Below are 16,059 nucleotides of genomic sequence, written 5' to 3' on the forward strand. Positions count from 1 at the left end.
CAATGCCATGCACTGATCGCATGGCTCATGCCAGGGTTCCCCGCTCGACGCCCGCCGCCGGGATTCAGGCGACTGCCGAGGTGCCATGTCCCCCTGCCCCGTCGGGCCCCATTTGGGGGGAGACGGGTTCAGTTTTGCAGGTTTTCGTAGCGCCGATCGCTCAGAGTCTTCAGGAACGCCACCAGGGCGTCGATGCGCTTGTCGTCGAGCGCCGGACCGGTCTCCAGCTCCTTGATGGAGATGTTTTCGGCCACCTCCGGCGGGGCGAAGGGCTTTCCGGTCTCCGGATTGATGTGCCGCGCCGGGTTCTGGGTGTTGTAGGTGTTGTAGAACAAGATCACCGTCCGCAGGTCCTTGAACACACCGTTGTGCATGTAAGGCCCGGTGACCGCCACGTTGCGCAGGGTCGGCACCTTGAAGCGGCCGGCCTGGACTTTCTTGTCCTTGCCTTTCAGCGCGGGATTCTGGGCGAGGCCCAGGTCGCGGCTGTCAGGCTTGAGGCCGGCGGCGGCCCGCGCCACTTCATTCTTCGGCACGCCGATATTGTGGAACTCGTAATTGCTGAAGGTTTCACCCGGTGTGCCGCCCTGCGCATTCAGTTGGTGGCACAGGCTGCAATTGGTGAATTGCTGGGAGAAGAACAGCACGCGCCCCAGTTCTTCCTGCTCTGTCAGCTTTTCCTCGCCGCGCAGATAGCGGTCATATTTCGAATCGAACGGCGCGAACACCGGCGTCGCTTCAAAGGCGGCGATGGCCTTGGTCATGGCGGCATAGCCGGTGTCGGGCGATCGCAGCACGCCGTTGCCGTAAAGCGTGTCGAAGGCGCGCACATAGGCCGGGTTTTCCTTCAGGCGGGCGACCACGCTCGCCTTGTCGGGCATGCCCATTTCCAGCGGATTGAGCGGCGGGCCGCCGGCCTGGGCCGCAAGATCGGCGGCGCGCCCGTCCAGAAACTGGCCGCCGTGATAGAGGCCCGGCTTCGTCGATTTGCCGAACGCGGGACTGAACCGGGCATAGGCGGCTGTGGGCGCGTTGCGGTCGCCCAGCGACGTCCCGTTGTCGCCCAGGGAGACCGCGCCCCCCGCCGCCGGGGTTTCCCGTGGGTCGGTGAAGGCGTGGTCCGGCGCGTGGCAGGAGGAACACGACTGGGTGCGGTTCTTGGAAAGGTTGGTGTCGAAGAACAGGGCTTCGCCCAGCTTTTCCGGGTTGGACAGGTCGTTTGCATCCTCGGCGCGGGCGCCGGGTGCGGTCAGCAGCGCAAGGCCTGTCATGACCAGGGCGAGAACACGCGCCCGCCGGGTCCGCGTCCGCGTTGAAGCGCGACGTGGACGATCGCGGCCCGACAGTATGGCAAAAGAAGACATCACCACCTTCGCTCCCCGCCGGTCCGGAACCGGCCAGCGCCTCGATGTATTTTCCGCCATGAAGCGCCGTCGGCCGTGCCACGACAATCCGGGAATTTACGAAATAGCTGGCAAATCAAAGATTTATAGACATTCTAAACAGTGGCCTCAGTCGAGGCCGTTTCACGTGAAACGCAATCGCGGCGTGTCTTCAGGGAAGGCGGGCGCGCCAGGGCGGACCGGAGGCGGCGGGGTCTTACTGCCCATCCGCCCGCCCCACCGCTCGCGGTGCCGACCAAGGACCCTGTGGACACCCCGGCGATGAAGCACATTGCCCCGGTGGTCCGGCTGCTCGAACCACCGGGCGTGGATTTTGTGCCTTTCAGCGCTCAGTGTCCGAGGGGCGACACCGAAGACCCGGTATCATGCCCAGGGGCCTCGGCCTTATTGGGAGCGCACGCGGGCGGCGGGCGGCGCTGCAAAGCCCTCCGCGAGGCTCCAGGCATCGTCCAGTGTGAGGCGCGAGCGCCGCGCGTGGTGCGCCGTTTGCGGACAATCGGTGCGGGTGTGGGCGCCCCGGCTCTCCTGCCGTCCCAGGGCCGACACGGCCATCATGAGGCCGACCAGGGCCGGATCGGCGTCCGCGCCGCCGGAGCGGGCAAGGGGCGCCAGAGCGGTGATGGCTGCCTTCAGGCCGTCCCCATCCCGCAGCACGCCCAGGTGCCGGGAGACGATGGCCCGCGCGGCGGCCGGATCGGGCGGCGGTGGCATCTCCGCCGGCAGACGGCGGGCCGGTGGCGTGGCGCGCGTGCCGGCGATGCTCTCGGCCACCCAGCGACCGCAGACCACGCCTTCCACCAGGGAATTGCTGGCCAGCCGGTTGGCGCCGTGCAGGCCGGTGGACGCTACCTCGCCGCAGGCCCAGAGCCCGGCGACGGTGCTGCGCCCTTCCCCATCCACGGCAATGCCGCCCATGTGGTAATGGGCCGCCGGCCGAATGGGAATGGGCTGGGTCGCCGGGTCGATGCCGGCGCTCGCGCACAGGCCGGCGATGGCCGGAAAGCGGCGCGCGAACCCCTGCCCCAGCGCGCTTCGGGCATCGAGAAAGACGGTGCGTCCGGCCGAAAGCTCGGCCCACACCGCGCGCGCCACCACATCGCGGGGGGCCAGCTCGGCGCCGGGCACCTGGGCGAGGAAACGGGTGCCGTCGGCGGTGATGAGGGTCGCCCCCTCCCCGCGCACCGCTTCGCTCACCAGCGAGAGGGGGCGCGCCGTCCCGGCAAGCGCGGTCGGGTGGAACTGCACGAACTCCAGGTCCATGAGCGCCGCCCCGGCGCGGGCGGCGAGGGCGAGCCCCAGGCCGAAAGCGGAATCGGGATTGGTGGTATGCGCGAACAGGGCCCCCACCCCGCCCGTGGCCAGCGCCACCTGAGCGGTGCGCAGCACTGTTCCGCCGCCGTCTCCGGCGACCAGCAGGCCGGCGACGGCGCCCTGCGCCATCACCAGCCGGCGCGCCTCGACCCCCTCCACCACCGTCACGGACGGGCAGGCGCGCACCGCGGCCGCGAGGGCCCGCACCAGCTCGCGCCCGGTGGCGTCGCCATCGGCATGGACGATGCGGCGGCGGCTGTGGGCCGCCTCCAGGCCCAGGGCAAGGCGCCCGGCTGCGTCGCGATCGAAGCGGGTGCCGATGCGCGCCAGCTCGGTGATGGCGTCGGGCGCGGCGGTGAGGATGCGGCGCGCCATGATGGGGTCGCACAGGCCGTCGCCGGCGGCGAGGGTATCGGCGAGGTGGAGGTCGGCATCGTCATCATCGCCGACGCTGGCGGCCATGCCGCCCTGGGCGAGCGGGCTCGACCCGTCCGCGCCCAGCGGCGCGCGGGTGATGAGCACCACCGGCCGGGGGGCCAGGAACAGGGCCGCGGCAAGGCCCGCCACCCCGCCGCCGACGATCACCGGCCGCGCGTCGCATCCGGCGAGGGCGGCGGTCACAGCGCCAGCATCCGCTCCACCGAGACGCGGGCGCGGGCCGCCGTCTCGGGGTCGATCTCCACCACATGCCGGTTCTCCTCCAGCGCCTGGCGGATGTTGGCGACGGTGATCTTCTTCATGTGCGGGCAGAGATTGCAGGGCCGCACGAACTCGAGATCGGGATATTGAACGGAGATGTTGTCGCTCATGGAGCATTCGGTGAGCAGCACCACGCTGCTCGGCCGGTTCACGCCCACATAATCGGCCATGGCTCCGGTGGAGCCGGCGAAGTCGGCGGCACGGACCACCTCCGGCGGGCATTCGGGATGGACCAGCACGGTAATGCCCGGATGCGCCTCCCGCAGCTCGGCGATATCGGAGGCGGTGAAGCGCTCGTGGACCTCGCATTGCCCGGCCCAGGAGAGGATCTCCACCCCGGTCTCGGCGGCGACGTTCTGCGCCAGATACTGGTCCGGCAGCATGATGACCTTGGGCAGGCCGAAGGATTTCACCACCCGCGCCGCGTTGCCGGAGGTGCAGCACACGTCCACCTCGGCCTTCACCGCCGCCGAGGTGTTCACATAGGCGATCACCGGTAGGCCGGGATGGAGCCGCCGCAGCTGCCGCACATCGGCGGGCGTGATGGAATCGGCGAGCGAGCAGCCGGCCTCCGGATCGGGCATCAGCACCGTTTTCTGCGGGTTCAGCAGCTTGGCCGTCTCGGCCATGAAATAGACCCCGGCGAGCACGATCACGTCGGCATCGGTGGTGGCGGCCTCGCGGGCCAGCGTCAGGCTGTCGCCGACGATGTCCGCCACGCAATGGTAGATCTCCGGCGTCTGGTAGTTGTGGGCCAGGATGACCGCGTTGCGCTCGATCTTCAGATGCTGGATCGCCTCCACATCATTGGCCAGCACCCCCCATTCGGCGGGCGGGATGACGCGCTTCACGCGCTCATAGAGATGGGAGGTGCGGGCGGTGGCCGAACCGACGGCAGGCATTTCCACAGGCGTGACGCTGGACATGTCGCTATACTCAGTTTGAGCATATTTCGATCATATGCTTACCTTGAGCATATCCCCTGTCAAGGGCGGGCGAGAGGCAGCTTGGTTCCGGCGAAGGCGCGCTCGGCCAGCACGGCGTGACGGAAGCGGAAGAGTTTTGCCGGCCGTCCAATGCCTTCGGAGGTCAGTTCGCCGGTTTCCTCCACCAGCTCCTGCTGTTCCATGAGCCGGCGAAAATTCTGCTTGTGCACGGTGCGCCCGGCCAGTGCCTCAACGCACCGTTGCAATTGCAGCAGGGTGAAGGTGTCGGGCATCAGCTCGAACACCACCGGGCGATATTTGATCTTGGCGCGAAGCCGCGCGACGCCGGTGGCGAGAATGCGGCGGTGGTCGCCCATCATGGTCGTGCCTGGCACGGTCTTGTCCGCCGCGGTCGCCGTCCGGTGCGCTTCCGGCACCAGCCCGGCCTCGTACAGCAGCTCATAGCGCTGGAGCGTCATTTCCTCGTTCCAGGGCTGGTCGTCGAGGCCGAAGGCGGTGATCGCCCGCTGTCGCCGATGGTCGCGCTCAGCGCGGCTTGGCGCGGCCGCGCTCCAGCCGGCGAGGGCCGGCGCCACCAGTCCGCCGATCACGGGCGGCACGCCGGCGCGATGATCCTCCCACGGGAAATACTCGTACCAGCTCCGCCAGCCGCCTTCGCCGCCGCTCATCTCGCGGGTGAGGCCGAGATAGCTGATGGAGATGGTGCGGGCTCCGCCCTCCCCGCCCCGATCCTTGTCGGCGAAGGTGTAGAGTTGCTCCACATAGCCCAGCGGATGGTGCGTCTGCCGCTCCACCCAGGCCCGAAGGCCCGATTGCAGCGACCGGTGGCCAAGCTCGAACGGCCCGGACGGCAAGGCGCGGCCCCCCTCCAGGGTCATCACCCGCGGCGCGCCTGAGGACACCGCGACGAGCACGGCGATAAGGTCCGCCTGGAGGGCATGGAGCGGCGGCGGTTCCGGCTGTTCGTCGGGTGCGATTATGGGTGCGATCATGGGGATGCCGTCGTCGCCGAACGGCTGTCCGCGCGCCGTGGTCCGCTCCGGCCCGCGCTGCAACCGCGAGGATTGCGGGGTTCAGGCATCGGCGGCCTGATCCTCGCTCGGCTGCAGATCGTCCAGCGAGGCGAGGCGCACATTGCCTTTGCCGCTTTTCTTCACCGCGTACATGGCGGCGTCGGCCAGGCGCATGAGGGTGGCGTCGCTGGCGGCATGGAGGGGATAGAGGGCGATGCCGATGCTGGCCCCCACGCTGACGGTGGCCGGCGGCGAGGCTTGGCGCAGGACGTAAGGGTTGCGCAGCGAGTCGCACAGCCGCTGGCCCTGGGCAAGGGCCACCTGCGTGTCGGCCACGTCCAGCATGATGATGGCGAACTCGTCGCCGGACAGGCGCACCGCGAAATCCTCGCACCGGAGGTTGGCCCGAAGCCTTTGGGCGATGGCGCACAGGAGCTCGTCGCCGGCCGCGTGGCCGTGGCGGTCGTTCACCTGCTTGAAGCCGTCGATGTCGATGTAGAGCAAAGCGAAGGCGGTGGAATTCTGCCGCGCCTGGGCGAAGGCGCGGGTGAGGTGCTCCATGAACAGGATGCGGTTGCCGAGGCCGGTCAGGGAATCGTGGGTGGCCATGTGGCGCACCTGCTTTTCCACCCGCCGGCGTTCCTCGATCTCCACCTCGAGCTGCCGGTTGCGCTTCTCCAATTCTTCCATTGCCGCCTTGAGCCGCATCTTGGAGATGTGCAACTCCAGGAATACTGTGACCTTGGACAGCAGCACCGCATCATTGATGGGCTTGGCGATGTAATCGACTGCGCCGAAAGTATAACCCTTCAGGCGATTGATGTCGTCGAGATAGGCCGCGGTTACGAACACGATGGGGATGTCGCAGGTGGCCGGGTCGTTGTTGAGCAGCGAGGCCACCTCGAAGCCGTCCATGTCCGGCATCTGCACGTCGAGCAGGATCAGCGCGAAGCGGTGGTCGAGGCACAGCGCCAGCGCCTCGTTGCCCGATTTCGCCTCGTAGATGTCCGCATCCACCGGCGCCAGCAGGCGGCGCATGCCGGCGAGATTGGCGGAGACGTCGTCCACCACCAGGATCTTGGGACGGGGTTCGGTGCCGGAGGGCTCGGTCATGACCGGCTGGCCTTGTTGATGTGGTCGGCGAGGGCTTCGATGGGCGCGCACAGGTCGGCTCCGGCGCGCTCAAGGGCGGCGCGCGGCATGGTCGGAACTTCGGCATCGTCCGGAGCTTGAACCAAGGCCTGACCTCCCCACTGACGGATGTGCGCAAGACCTTCCGCGCCGTCGCTGCTGGCTCCGGTGAGAACGACACCAATAAGGCTTTTCTGGTACGCGCGGGCCGCGGTCTCGAACAGGACGTCGATCGACGGGCGGGAGAAACACACTTTCGGATCCACGGAAAGAGAAAAGTATCGGCCGGGCTCGATCTGCAGGTGGTAGCCGCTGGGCGCGACGTGCACCCGGCCGGCGGTCACCGGCATCCGTTCCCGCGCCAGGACCACCGGCAAGGCGGAGCGGCGGGCAAGCACGTCGGCCAGCAGGTCGGGTCCATCGGCACCCACATGGTTTACCACCACGACGGCGGCGGGCAATGCGGGATCGAGCCGTCGCAGCAGCCTTTGGAGGGCCCCCGGCCCGCCCGCCGATGCACCGATGACCACGGCCCATGTGTTTCGGCCCAGTTCTCGGCCCACGTTTTGGCCCGCGTCTCGGCCCATGTCATGTCGTCCCGATCCGCTCTTGTTCAGGTGCCGCTCTTGCGTCGGTAGATCTGCGCATCCCCGTCGATCAGTTGGAACTTCTCGCGGGCGCTGGCGAACTGCATGTTCTCGCGGGTGCCGATGCACAGGAAGCCCCCGCGCACGAGACTTTCGGCGAACATGCCCAGGACCCGGTCCTGCAGCGGCGTCGTGAAATAAATCAGCACGTTGCGGCACAAGATGAGGTGGGCCTCACAGAACACCGTGTCGGTGACCAGATTGTGCTCCGCGAAGGTCACGCGGGAGATGAGGCGCTCGTCCAGCTTCAGGAAGTCGTAGCGCGCGTGGTAGTAATCGGAGAGGCTTTTGGTGCCGCCGCTGTCGAGATAGCGCCGCGCCGCGTCGCGGGCATCCTGCAGCGGAAAGATGCCCTCCCGCGCCCGCGCCAGCGCTTTGGCCGAAATGTCGGTGGCATAGATGCGCGCCCGCTCGTACAGCCCGGCTTCCACGAGCAGGATGGCGAGCGAATAGACCTCCTGCCCATGGGCGCAGCCCGCCTGCCAGATGTTGATGGACGGGTAGGAGGAGAGGAGCGGGAACACCTTTTCCTTCAGGGCGCGAAAGGTGTGGGGATCGCGGAACAGTTCCGAGACCGGCACCGACAGGCTCGAGATGGCCTCGGTGATGCGCTCCGGGCTGTGCAGCAAAAGGTCGGTGAGGGCGGTGATGGTGGGGGTGCCGAACTGCATGTTCAGATTGCGCACCCGCCGCGTGAGCGAGGCCCGGCTGTAGCCGGAGAAGTCGTAACCGTAGCGCCGGTCGAGGGCGGTCACGAACAGGTCCAGCTCCAGATCCTCCAGCGCGGCGAGATCATGGGGATCGGTCATCGGGGCGGCAACCAGGCGCGGATCATGGAGAGCAGCTTCGGCACGTCGATGGGCTTGGAGAGATAGTCGCTGGCGCCGGCGGCGAGGCACTTCTCCCGGTCGTCCTTCATGGCCTTGGCGGTGAGGGCGATGATGGGCAGCTTGGCGAACTGATGCCTTTTGCGGATTTCGGTCATGGCCTCGTAGCCGTCCATCACCGGCATCATGATGTCCATGAGCACGATCTCGAGATCGGGATGGGCCTCGAGCTGGCTCAGGGCCTTGGCGCCGTCCGGTGCCAGGGTGACGTCGATGCCCTTGCCGCGCAACACCTTGGCGAGGGCGTAGATGTTGCGCATGTCGTCATCGACCAGCAGCAGGCGGCGGCCTTTCAGGTCGCCGTCGGGGTGGTCGGAGAGGGCCTTCGCCTCGTGCCGGACCGAGTGCAGGAAGAGGCTGACCTCGTCCATGAGCCGCTCCGGCGAGCGGGCGCCCTTGATGACGATGCTGTCGGTGAAGGCGCGCAGCTTGAGGCTTTCCTCGGGGGTCAGGTCGCGGCCGGAATAGACCACCACCGGCACCGGCCGGGTGCCGGCCGCGATCCGTTCCAGCAGCTCGAAGCCCGACATGCCCGGCAGGCCCAGGTCGAGCACCACGCAATCCACCTCTTCCCGGCCGATCAGGTCGAGCGCCTCCTCGCCGCTGCCGGCCTCCAGCACCTGCACCTGCTCCCCGCCGATGAGCTTGCGCGCCGCGACACGGGCGGCGGGGTCGTCGTCCACCACCAGCACGCGGCGCGGCTCGCCGGCGGAAAAATGGGTCAGGGTCGCGAGCGCGCCATTGAGGTCCTCGGCGCTCACCGGCTTGGTGAGAAAGCCCACGGCGCCGAGGTCGCGGCCGCGCTTGGCCTCGTCGAGGGCGGAAACGAAGTGCACCGGGATGTGCCGCGTGGCGGCATCGGCCTTCAGGCGCGCGATGACGGTCCAGCCGTCCATGCCGGGCAGCATCACGTCGAGCAGGATGCCGGTGGGCTTGTAGCGGCGGGCGAGCTCCAGCCCGCTTTCGCCATCGGCCGCGGCAAGCACCTGATAGCCCTTGCGCCGCACCAGGGTGACGAGGGTGCGCGCGAACGCGGGGTCGTCCTCCACCACGAGGATGGTGGTCAGCCCCTCCTGGAGCGAGGCCCGGTCGTCCTCGATCACCAGCGCCGGGCGCGGATAGGGCGCGCGGGGCGTTTCGGGCGGGGCGGCGCGGGCGGGGGCCGGCGCGTCCTCGTCCTCCGGCGCGCCGATGGGCAACGTGAGCCGGAAGGTGGAGCCGGCGTCGAGGCGGCTCTCCACGGTCACGTCGCCCCCCAGCAGGCGGGCAAGGCGCTGGGTGATGGCGAGGCCGAGGCCGGTGCCGCCGAACTGTCGGCGGGTGGAGGAATCCACCTGCTCGAACGCCAGGAAGATGGCTTCCGTCTTGTCATCGGGAATGCCGATGCCGGTGTCGGTGACGCTGATCGTCAGGGTCTCGGCCGCCCCCTGGGAGAAGGTGACGGTGACGGTACCCTCGCTCGTGAACTTGAAGGCGTTGCCGAGCAGGTTGTTGGTGATCTGCTCCAGCTTGCCGTCGTCGGTCATGATCCGCGTCGGCGCGTCGGGCTGGACGATGACGGTGAAGCAGACGCCCTTCTCCTGCGCCACATGGCGGAAATTGCGCTCCATGCGGGTGGCGAGGGCGGGGATGGACACCGGCTCGTGCACGATCTCCATCTTGCCCGCCTCCACCTTGGACAGGTCGAGGATGTCGTTGATGAGCCGCAACAGGTTGGTGCCCGAGGCGTGGATGATGCCGGCGGCCTCCACCTCGTCGGTATCGAGGTGGCCGTTGTGGTTCTCGGCGAGGTCGTGGGCGAGAATGAGCAGGCTGTTGAGCGGCGTGCGCAGCTCGTGGGACATGTTGGCGAGGAATTGTGACTTGTACTGGTTGGCGCGGGCGAGCTCGTCGGCGCGGGCTTCCGCGTCTTGGTTGACCGCTTCGAGCTGCGCTTTCTGGGCGGTCAGCTCCTCGGAATTGCGGCGCAGGTCCGCATTGGAGCGTTGCAGTTCGTCGGCCTGCACGCGGAGTTCCTCCTCGGAAGCGGCGAGCCTCTGCGATTGCCCCTGAAGCTGCTCGTTGGTGGCGCGCAATTCCTCCTGCTGGGTGCGCAGCTCTTCTTCCGCCACCCTGAGATCGGAGGTCTGGCGCTGGGTCTGTTCCAGAAGCTCCAGGGTGCGGACGGCGCGATTCAGATTCTCGAGCGACAGCGCCACCACCGGCACCACGTCGCGGAGCAGGAGCTCGCGGGGACCGGTGAAGGGCGTGAAGCTGGCCAGTTCCAGCACCCCGAGCAGGCTGTTCTTGCTGACGATGGGCAAGGCCACCACCGCCCGCGGCACCGCTTCCCCGGTGCCGGAGTGAATGCGGACGTAATCGTCTGGTACCGGGGTCAGCATGATCGGCTTGCGCTCGCGCGCAGCCTGGCCCACCAGGCCCTCGCCCAGCTTGTAGCGGGTCGAAACGTGGCGTCGTTCGGTGAAGGCATAGCTGCCGGTGAGGACCAGCGCGTTGCTGGCCGCGTCGAACGCGTAGAACACACCGACCCCGGCTTCGAGGCGGGGCGCCAGCTCGGCCAGCAGGTCGTCGGCGAAGGTGGCGACATCCTCGGCCCGCTGGAGTTTCGCCGAGACCGCTCCGACGCCGGTCTTCACCCAGTCCCGGTCGTAGGTCTCGATGGCCATCGTCTTGAACACCGAGAGCGCACGGGCGATGGTGCCGACCTCGTCGTGGCGGTGGGTGTAGGGGACTTCGACGCCGTGGTCGTGGGCCGCGAGCTGCTCCATGCGGCTTGCCAACAACCGCAGCGGCCGCGTGATGAACCGCGCCGCCAGCAACAGCGCCGCGAGGCCGACGGCCAGGGTCGCGACGAGGGCGACCACGTCCACGAGCTTCAGCAGGTCCTTGGTCTGCTGAAGCTCGGTCAGGGACACCTGGAGTTCCGCCTGGGCGTGGCCGACGAGCTGCTCCAGGAGGCCCGCCACGGCCCGGCTGCCGTTCTCGCCCACCTCCGCCGTCACGAAGCCGCGCACAGCCCCGGCGATCATCTCCGGGGTGGCCTCGCCGCGCTCGGCGCGTTCGCCGACCACGAGCATGGGGGCGGCCACCGCTTGCGACCAGCGATCGTTGATTTTTGCGGCGCGGTCGGCGAGGGTGCGCAGCACCGGATTGCGGGCCGCGGCCACCTGAAGCGCCTCGAACGCGTCGCCGACGTCGTCGTCCGCGGTGTCGACCCGCTGGTGCATCCCGGCCGGCTGAAGCAGGAGCCCCTGCACCAGGACCGCCTGCCGCTCGCTGAGGGCATGGACCACCGCGTTGGCGAGTTCCACATGGTGCACGAGCGCGTTCGCCTCCTCCTGGAGGGCGGTGGAGCGACGCAGCGTGAGGCTGTTGGCGCCGAGCAGGATCAGAAAGAACAGCAGCAGCACCAGGATGATGCCGGCGAGCTTCCATTGCAGGGGCAGGTTCGCGAGCCAGGTGGAGAGGAATCGCGCTCCTGGCTGCGACGTCGTCTCCGATTCTTTTGTGGCCATGCGCGCTCCCATTCTGCTGCGGCCCGAACAGGCCGCGCATTGAATCACGCAATCAGAAAAAAGTCCTGAAGTCCCAAGGCGCATCCAGGACACATCAAGGTCGCCTCCGGCCTTGCCGGCTTCGCCTCGACGGGCGACTTGACCTCGGCCGCCGTAACCATAGGAATGATCGGGACACCGCCAGCGGTTGCCTTGCGCGATCGGGCCTCCTAACAGTCATGGATCGTTCGTTTCCGTTTCCGGCTATTTCGCAGGTCGTGCCATGTGGAGATCAGGTCGCCTCGCCGCATGTGGGGCTGTCTTTGCCGCAGCGCTTGTCGGCTCCGCCGGGCCGGGCGGAGCGCAGGAGCTGACCCGGCTCTATGCACCCAAGCCGCCCGCCGGCTCGGCCTATGTGCGCGTGGTGGACCTCTCGCGCTCCGGCGCGCTCATCGGCTTCGACGCCGGTTCCGGCGTGGCCGCGGCCCAGGGCGAGCCGGCCACGCTCTACCGCATCGTGAAGGGCGGGGCGCCGCTCAGCCTGACCCTGGCGGGCAAGCCGGTGAAAGGGGCGGTGACGCCGCCGGCGGATGCCTTTTCCACCATCGTGATCGGCGCCGGCGGCAATGCGGTGCTCATCCCCGATTCCACCGAGGGGCGGAACGACCTGAAGGCGCAGCTGCGGGTTTATAATCTGGTGCCCGGCTGCGCCGGAGCCGTGGCCGTGGCGGAGGGGCCCACCGTGTTCGACGCCGTCGCCACCAATGAGACCCGCCAACGCGCCATCAACCCCATCGAGGCCACGCTGGTGGGCCGCTGCGGCGCGGCTTCCACCGCCCCCCTGAAGCTGCCGCCGCTGAAAGCCGGAGACCATTACAGCCTGTTCCTGGTGCCCGGTCCCGATGGCGTGGTGCTGGCCGGCCAGCGCGACGAGACCGAACCTTATCGCGGCCCCAACTGACCGCGCGCCATGGTCTTCGCCTCCGACAGCTTCCTGTTCCTGTTCCTACCGGTCTTTCTCATCGCCTACGCGCTGACGCCGGGGGCGGCGCGCAATCTCGCCATCCTCGCCTTCTCCTGGCTGTTCTATGCCTGGTGGCGGGCGGATTTCCTGCCCCTCATCGTCTCGATCGCGCTCTGGTCCTGGGCCACCGGCCTGTGGATCGCCCGCGCCGCCGGACCGGCGCGACACACCGCGCTGCTTGTGGGCATCGCCTGGCCGCTGGTGTCGCTGATCTGGTTCAAATACGCGAACATGCTGGTGGCCACCGGGCAGGCGGTCACTGCCAGCGTCTGGGGCTGGGAGGACGTGCTGCTGCCCATCGGCCTCAGCTTCTTCGTGTTCGGCGCCATCTCCTATTCGGTGGACGTGTTTCGCCGGACGGTGCCCGCCGAGCCGTCCTTCGTGAACTATGCCACCTATCAGTCCATGTTCGGCCACCTCGTGGCGGGACCGGTGGTGCGGTACAAATGGGTGGCGGAACGGCTGAAGGCCCGGACCTTCCAGCGCCAGGAATTCATGTTCGGGGTCGAGCGCTTCATGCTCGGCTTTGCCCAGAAGGTGCTGATCGCCGATACCCTGGCCCCGCTGGTGGACGCTGGATATGCCCTTGCCCACCCCACCACCGCGGATGTCGCGCTGGCGGTGACCGGCTACACGCTCCAGCTTTATTTCGACTTCTGCGGTTACAGCGCCATGGCCATCGGCCTCGGCCTCATGGTCGGCCTGAAGTTTCCCGAGAATTTCGACAATCCGTACCTGTCCGCCTCACTGTCGGAATTCTGGCGGCGCTGGCACATTTCGCTGTCGAGCTGGCTGCGCGACTATCTTTACATCCCGTTGGGCGGTAATCGCGGCTCCACCGGACGCACCTCGGCCAATCTCATCCTCACCATGGGCCTTGGCGGGCTGTGGCATGGGGCGAGCTGGACCTTCCTGGCCTGGGGCCTGTGGCACGGCTTGGGCCTCATGGCGGGCCGGGTGTGGACGGCGCGCGGCCTGCCCGCCATCGGTCCGCTCCTCGGCCATGGGCTGACGCTGGTGTTCGTCATGGCGGGCTGGGCCCTGTTCCGCGCCCAGAGCTGGGGGGAAGCGGCGACCATATTCACCGGGCTGGCGGGGGCCAATGGGGTCGCGCTCTCCCCGGCCATGGGCGCCGCCGTGCGGCCGGTGGAGATCCTGGCGCTGGCGGTGGGCATCGGCTTCGTCTATCTGCCCAAGGTGCTGCGCATCGACCCGGCGGCCCCGGAGCCGGGCCATGCCCTGCGCGCTTGGCTGGCGCTGCCGCTGTTCCTGTTCGCCGTGCTGGTCCTGCAAGGGCGCACCGTGGTGCCCTTCCTTTACTTCCAGTTCTAGGGGGCAGCATGGCCAGACTTGCCCGCATTCTTGCGACCCTTGGCTTTCTGGCCCTCATGTTCACCGGCCTGGGCTTCGTCGCGGTTCATCTGGCGGGGCCGGCGGGCGGGCGCATCGCGACGCAGGCGAATCTGCCGGGGGTGCTCGACGGTGCCCTCACCGGCGCCGTCGACAAGGCGGTGGTGGCGGCGCTGCCGGCCTTCGAAGGGCTTCAGGACATCGTCGCCGGCCTCTCCTACCGCATGCTGGGCGATGCCGGTCCGCAGGTGCGCGCCGGCTGTCCCGGCTGGCTGTTCCTGGCCGAGGAGCTGGTGGAGACCCGCGACGGTGCCGCCCACCTCGCCGATCGGGTGAAACTCGCGGCAAAGCTCAAGGCAGCGGTCGAGGCGAAGGGCGCGGCGCTGGTGGTGCTGCCGGTGCCGGACAAGGCGGATCTGTCCCGCGCCACCCTCTGCGGCCTCGCCGTGTCGGCCCAGGCACGCGGCCGGGCGGAGGCCTGGCGGCGCCAGAGCGCCGGCGCGGGGCTCGATCAGGTGGATATCGCCACCGATTGGCCGGCCGGCGCGTTCCTGCGCACCGATACGCATTGGAACGACGATGGCGCCGCCTTCGCCGCGCACCGGGTGGCGGACCATGTCATTGCCCGCCTCGGCCCCGGCACTCTGCCGGCGCGGGTGGTGGTGGGCGTGCCGAAGGACCGGATCGGCGACCTGATGCGCCTTGCGGGCCTTGCGCGCACCTGGCCCTGGTCCGGTCCTCAGCCGGACCGGCAGCCGGAGGTGGGCACCGCGTTCACGCGCACGGGCGGACTGCTGGACGATGTGCCCGCCCCCACCGTGCTGCTTGCCGGATCGTCCTATTCGCGCAACTCCGGCTTTCTCGATTATCTTCAGGATGCCCTCGACCGGGAGGTGGCGCAGAAAAGCCAGGACGGCGGCGGCTTTGCCGGCCCGCTGCTCGACCTGCTTGCCACCGCCCCCGATTCCTTGAGCCAGACCCGCCTCGTGGTCTGGGAATTCCCCATGCGCGTCCTGACCCAGCCCCTGACGGCCGCCGAACGCAACTTTCTCGGAGACGACAGATGACGCACCCTTTCTCGCGACCTTTCGGAACCGCCGGGAAGCTGCTGCGGGGCGCCGCACTCGCCGTTGGCCTTGGCGCGGCGAGCCTTGCGGCCGGCGTCGCGCCGGCCTTGGCGCAGAGCGGCATCATTCAGGGCCAGGGCGGATGGCTGTTTCCCGGCTGGGAGAGCCTGAGCGTGCTCGACAAGGCCGGCATTGCCCGCACCATCGGCCTGCTGAAGGACACCCAGACCGCCCTTGCGGCCAAGAACATCAAGCTTCTGCCTGTCGTCGTGCCGCTGAAGGCGAGCTTCTACACGGACAAATTGCCGGACGGCACGAAGATCTCCGCCGAGATCGCCGGGCAGTACGATTATATCCTTGCCGAATTGAAGAAGGCCAGGCTCGACACCGTGGACCTGCGCCCGGCGCTGAAATCGGTGCAGACGGGCAAGCAGGTCATCTTTTATCGGGCCGACTACCATTGGAGCGTGTGGTCGGCGGAAGCCGCCGCCGATGCCGTCGCCCAGGCGATCAAGGCGAGCGGCGTCAAGCTTGCGGGCGCGGCGGGCAGCGGCGACAAGCTGGGGTCCTGGGTCACGCAGCGCCATCTCGGCGATCTCGCCGAGCGCTTTCTCACCCCCGACCAGCAAAAACAGGTGGGGCCGGACCTCTACACCGTGCGTATGCAGCCGGAGGCGAAGGGCGGCCTCGTGGATACGGCGTCGGCTCCGGTGCATGTGGTGGGCAACAGCTTCGTACAGCCCTATCTCGGCTTCCCGCAGAAGCTTTCCAGCGCCCTCGACCGCCCGGTGGCGCTCACCTGGAACCCCGGCAACGTGGGGCCCTGGGTGACCTTTCTCCAGTTTACGAGCGCGCCGGACTTTGCCCGCAATCCGCCGCAGGTGGTGGTGTGGCAGTTCAACGAGGGACCGTTCCATTCCGCGCCGGAGGCGACCGACCAATGGGATGCCTCTTCGATCATGACCGCGCAGCAGTTCCGTGACCGGATGCAGGCGGCGGTGGGCAAGTAATGCCATCGGCCCCGATCGTCCGGGGTTCCGGCGCGCGGATCGCAACCTCTTCTTAACCTTGCTGGCTTTCAAAGAT

At 68.3% G+C, this 16,059-nt stretch carries 12 protein-coding genes; 4 read left to right on the plus strand and 8 right to left on the minus strand.

The window, feature by feature from the left end; all coding sequences use genetic code 11:
• Window positions 1-128: 128 nt before the first annotated feature.
• The 8 genes from HUW53_RS09205 to HUW53_RS09240 all read right to left on the minus strand — a co-directional run bounded on the left by HUW53_RS09205 (window position 129) and on the right by HUW53_RS09240 (window position 11,553).
• Entirely contained in the window at window positions 129-1,271 is a 1,143-nt protein-coding gene (locus tag HUW53_RS09205) for a cytochrome-c peroxidase (RefSeq protein ID WP_237345456.1), read from the minus strand.
• A 516-nt stretch (window positions 1,272-1,787) separates the two neighbouring features.
• Window positions 1,788-3,335, minus strand: a complete 1,548-nt coding sequence (locus HUW53_RS09210) for an L-aspartate oxidase (RefSeq protein WP_237345457.1) — start codon at window positions 3,333-3,335, stop codon at window positions 1,788-1,790.
• Window positions 3,332-4,315: a quinolinate synthase NadA gene (gene nadA, locus HUW53_RS09215; RefSeq protein WP_370877816.1), complete on the minus strand. Its 984-nt coding sequence runs from the start codon at window positions 4,313-4,315 to the stop codon at window positions 3,332-3,334. Before nadA ends, HUW53_RS09210 begins: the two co-directional genes overlap by 4 nt.
• Window positions 4,316-4,398: 83 nt before the next feature.
• A complete protein-coding gene (locus HUW53_RS09220; RefSeq protein ID WP_237345459.1) occupies window positions 4,399-5,352 on the minus strand; it encodes an NUDIX hydrolase in 954 nt (317 codons plus the stop codon).
• Between the two features lie 81 nt (window positions 5,353-5,433).
• Window positions 5,434-6,486 carry a two-component system response regulator gene (locus HUW53_RS09225; protein WP_237345460.1) on the minus strand — a complete coding sequence of 351 codons (1,053 nt, stop codon included), beginning with the start codon at window positions 6,484-6,486 and terminating at the stop codon, window positions 5,434-5,436.
• Entirely contained in the window at window positions 6,483-7,034 is a 552-nt protein-coding gene (locus tag HUW53_RS09230; protein WP_237345461.1) for a chemotaxis protein CheB, read from the minus strand. The genes HUW53_RS09225 and HUW53_RS09230 overlap by 4 nt, the downstream gene beginning before the upstream one ends.
• Window positions 7,035-7,117: 83 nt before the next feature.
• Window positions 7,118-7,960 carry a CheR family methyltransferase gene (locus tag HUW53_RS09235; RefSeq protein WP_237345462.1) on the minus strand — a complete coding sequence of 281 codons (843 nt, stop codon included), beginning with the start codon at window positions 7,958-7,960 and terminating at the stop codon, window positions 7,118-7,120.
• Window positions 7,957-11,553, minus strand: a complete 3,597-nt coding sequence (locus HUW53_RS09240; RefSeq protein WP_237345463.1) for a response regulator — start codon at window positions 11,551-11,553, stop codon at window positions 7,957-7,959. The genes HUW53_RS09235 and HUW53_RS09240 overlap by 4 nt, the downstream gene beginning before the upstream one ends.
• A gap of 262 nt (window positions 11,554-11,815) precedes the next feature.
• Here HUW53_RS09240 and HUW53_RS09245 point away from each other — a divergent pair, with 262 nt between their 5' ends.
• Genes HUW53_RS09245 through HUW53_RS09260 form a run of 4 tightly spaced genes read left to right on the plus strand, consistent with a single transcriptional unit; the run spans window position 11,816 to window position 15,983 of the window.
• Window positions 11,816-12,493 (plus strand): alginate O-acetyltransferase AlgF, encoded by a 678-nt coding sequence (locus HUW53_RS09245; protein ID WP_237345464.1) that lies wholly within the window; start codon window positions 11,816-11,818, stop codon window positions 12,491-12,493.
• Between the two features lie 9 nt (window positions 12,494-12,502).
• Window positions 12,503-13,888, plus strand: coding sequence for an MBOAT family O-acyltransferase (locus HUW53_RS09250; RefSeq protein WP_237345465.1), 1,386 nt, complete (start codon window positions 12,503-12,505; stop codon window positions 13,886-13,888).
• Window positions 13,889-13,896: 8 nt separating this feature from the next.
• A complete protein-coding gene (locus HUW53_RS09255) occupies window positions 13,897-14,973 on the plus strand; it encodes an alginate O-acetyltransferase AlgX-related protein (protein ID WP_237345466.1) in 1,077 nt (358 codons plus the stop codon).
• Complete coding sequence (locus tag HUW53_RS09260) at window positions 14,970-15,983, plus strand: alginate O-acetyltransferase AlgX-related protein (RefSeq protein WP_237345467.1); 1,014 nt, start codon at window positions 14,970-14,972, stop codon at window positions 15,981-15,983. The genes HUW53_RS09255 and HUW53_RS09260 overlap by 4 nt, the downstream gene beginning before the upstream one ends.
• Window positions 15,984-16,059 lie beyond the last annotated feature (76 nt).

The sequence above is a fragment of the Xanthobacter agilis genome, assembly GCF_021730435.1.
Lineage (GTDB): Bacteria > Pseudomonadota > Alphaproteobacteria > Rhizobiales > Xanthobacteraceae > Xanthobacter > Xanthobacter agilis.

What these genes read in the sequence shown, in the direction of transcription:
- HUW53_RS09205 (WP_237345456.1), bottom strand. Translation starts at nt 1,271, where the DNA reads ATGACAGGCCTTGCGCTGCTGACCGCACCCGGCGCCCGCGCCGAGGAT.
- nadA (WP_370877816.1), bottom strand. Translation starts at nt 4,315, where the DNA reads ATGCCTGCCGTCGGTTCGGCCACCGCCCGCACCTCCCATCTCTATGAG.
- HUW53_RS09220 (WP_237345459.1), bottom strand. Translation starts at nt 5,352, where the DNA reads ATGATCGCACCCATAATCGCACCCGACGAACAGCCGGAACCGCCGCCG.
- HUW53_RS09225 (WP_237345460.1), bottom strand. Translation starts at nt 6,486, where the DNA reads ATGACCGAGCCCTCCGGCACCGAACCCCGTCCCAAGATCCTGGTGGTG.
- HUW53_RS09235 (WP_237345462.1), bottom strand. Translation starts at nt 7,960, where the DNA reads ATGACCGATCCCCATGATCTCGCCGCGCTGGAGGATCTGGAGCTGGAC.
- HUW53_RS09240 (WP_237345463.1), bottom strand. Translation starts at nt 11,553, where the DNA reads ATGGCCACAAAAGAATCGGAGACGACGTCGCAGCCAGGAGCGCGATTC.
- HUW53_RS09245 (WP_237345464.1), top strand. Translation starts at nt 11,816, where the DNA reads ATGTGGAGATCAGGTCGCCTCGCCGCATGTGGGGCTGTCTTTGCCGCA.
- HUW53_RS09250 (WP_237345465.1), top strand. Translation starts at nt 12,503, where the DNA reads ATGGTCTTCGCCTCCGACAGCTTCCTGTTCCTGTTCCTACCGGTCTTT.
- HUW53_RS09255 (WP_237345466.1), top strand. Translation starts at nt 13,897, where the DNA reads ATGGCCAGACTTGCCCGCATTCTTGCGACCCTTGGCTTTCTGGCCCTC.
- HUW53_RS09260 (WP_237345467.1), top strand. Translation starts at nt 14,970, where the DNA reads ATGACGCACCCTTTCTCGCGACCTTTCGGAACCGCCGGGAAGCTGCTG.